The sequence below is a fragment of the Klebsiella sp. RHBSTW-00484 genome, assembly GCF_013705725.1.
GTDB lineage: Bacteria > Pseudomonadota > Gammaproteobacteria > Enterobacterales > Enterobacteriaceae > Klebsiella.
In genome coordinates this window covers 1-2,667 of record NZ_CP055493.1, presented here as the reverse complement: position 1 = coordinate 2,667, position 2,667 = coordinate 1, and the positions used below count along the sequence as shown (strand labels likewise).

Here is a 2,667-nt window from a genome sequence, read left to right as displayed (position 1 = left end):
CGCTTCTCACTTATGCCACACGGCGCCAAACCCGTCAGCAGCACATGGACACGCTGCGCGAAATTTACGGCTACAAGACCTTCACGGGCCGTGGTGCCCGTGATCTGCGGGAGTGGACTTTCGGCCAGGCCGAAGATGCCAGATCAAACGAGGATCTTGCTCATCGTTTTATTGTGCGGTGTCGGGAAACTTCCACCATTCTGCCCGCAGTATCGACAATCGAGCGCTTGTGCGCGGATGCTCTGGTCGCCGCTGAGCGGCGGATTGAAACGCGGATTGCGGAAAATTTAACAGCGGATGTTCGCGATCACCTGGACAAACTTCTGAGTGAAATGCTCGCCGGCAATATCAGTCGTTTCATCTGGCTTCGCAACTTCGAGGTTGGTAACAACTCGGCTGCTGCTAACCGTTTGCTCGACAGGCTCGAATTTCTGCGTACCCTGAATATCAATCATAGTGCTTTGGCCAGCATACCTGCCCATCGCATTGCCCGGCTGCGTCGGCAGGGTGAACGCTACTTCACCGACGGTTTGCGTGACATCACTTCGGACCGCCGCTGGGCGATCCTTGCCGTCTGTGTTGTGGAGTGGGAAGCGGCGATTGCTGATGCCATAGTCGAAACCCATGACAGGATCGTAGGAAAAACCTGGCGGGAAGCGAAGCGCCAGCATGACGAAACAATTTCCGGCTCTAAAGCCACACTCACGGATACGATCCGTACCTTCACCGCGCTGGGAGCTTCGTTGCTTGAGGCCCGCAGTGACGGAACCCCGCTGGAGATGGCTGTCGCCAGTTCGGTTGCATGGGACCGGCTCGCTCAACTGGTAGCGACAGGGACTCAACTCAGCAACACGCTAGCCGATGAGCCTCTTGCATATGTCGGGCAGGGATACCATCGCTTTCGTCGTTATGCGCCCCGCATGTTGCGCTGTCTGAAGCTCGAAGCCGCGCCGGTCGCCGGACCATTGGTAGCAGCAGCTTTGTCGATCGGAGAGATGAAAGGTGTTGCATCGCCAGAAAGGCGTTTCCTGCGGCCCAGCTCCAAATGGAACCGTCATTTACGAGCTCAGGAAAAAGGAGATACCCGTCTTTGGGAAGTGGCGGTACTCTTTCACCTCCGGGATGCTTTTCGTTCCGGAGATGTCTGGCTCGCTCATTCGCGCCGCTATGGTGACCTCAAGCAGGTACTGGTGCCGATGATCGCGGCGCAGGAAAATGCAAAACTGGCCGTGCCTTCCAACCCACAGGATTGGCTGGCAGACAGAAAGGCGCGACTCACGATCGCTCTTAAGCGGCTGGCCCGGGCTGCCCGTAACGGCACTATTCCGCACGGTAGCATAGAAGATGGAACGTTGCGGATCGACAGGTTGACAGCAGACGTGCCGGATGGTGCCGAGGCACTCATACTGGATCTGTATCGCCGAATGCCGTCCGTTCGGATTACCGACATGCTGCTTGAAGTTGATGCAGCCCTTGGTTTCACAGATGCGTTTACCCATCTGAGAACCGGGGCTCCATGTCGCGACCGGATCGGTCTGCTCAACGTCCTGCTCGCTGAAGGGCTCAATCTGGGCCTGCGTAAGATGGCGGAAGCTACAAACACGCATGATTACTGGCAGCTCTCACGCCTTGCCCGCTGGCATGTTGAAAGCGAAGCCATGAACCAGGCATTGGCAATTGTGGTGGCCGCGCAGGGTAAACTGCCGATGTCACGCGTCTGGGGGATGGGCACGTCAGCATCGAGCGATGGTCAGTTTTTCCCGACAGCGCGGCATGGCGAAGTCATGAACATGGTCAATGCCAAATATGGTTCTGTTCCCGGCCTCAAAGCGTATACTCACGTAAGCGACCAGTTCGCGCCATTCGCTTGTCAGTCGATCCCGGCGACCGTGAGCGAGGCACCGTATATTCTCGATGGACTACTGATGAACGAGGTCGGTCGCCATGTTCGCGAACAGTATGCCGATACAGCAGGATTCACCGACCATTTGTTCGGAGCCAGTAGCCTGCTCGGCTACAATCTCGTTCTGCGAATCAGGGATCTGCCATCGAAGCGGTTGTACGTATTTAATCCCGATACGACCCCCAGGGAGTTACGCAAGTTGGTAGGTGGAAAAGCCCGGGAGGATCTTATCGTTGCGAACTGGCCTGATATTTTCCGTTGTGCCGCGACGATGACCGCTGGCAAAATCAGGCCCAGCCAACTCCTGCGCAAGCTCGCTTCTTACCCACGACAAAACAACCTTGCAGTTGCGCTTCGTGAAGTTGGTCGTATTGAACGGACCCTTTTCATTATTGAGTGGATCCTGGATACGGACATGCAGCGGCGTGCTCAGATCGGTCTTAACAAGGGAGAGGCCCACCATGCGCTCAAAAATGCGCTCCGTATCGGGAGGCAGGGGGAAATTCGCGATCGCACGACAGAGGGGCAGCACTACCGAATCGCTGGGCTCAATTTATTGACTGCGGTGATCATTTACTGGAATACCGTCCATCTTGGTCATGCCGTCACGGAGCGGCGGAACGAAGGGTTGGATGTTCCCCCTGAATTTCTTCCCCACATATCCCCATTGGGCTGGGCGCACATTCTACTGACTGGCGAATATCTTTGGCCCAAGGAACCGAAAGCTTAGGGTGTCATTTCGCCCTCAGCCGGAACCGACCCCA

Annotated in this window: 1 protein-coding gene; it reads left to right on the top strand. The window is 56.4% G+C overall.

Annotated elements, in window-relative coordinates; translation table 11 throughout:
- Positions 1–2,633: Tn3-like element Tn5403 family transposase (locus HV213_RS33055; RefSeq protein WP_181486580.1), on the top strand; the 2,633-nt coding region annotated here is incomplete at its 5' end.
- Between the last annotated feature and the right edge of the window lie 34 nt (positions 2,634–2,667).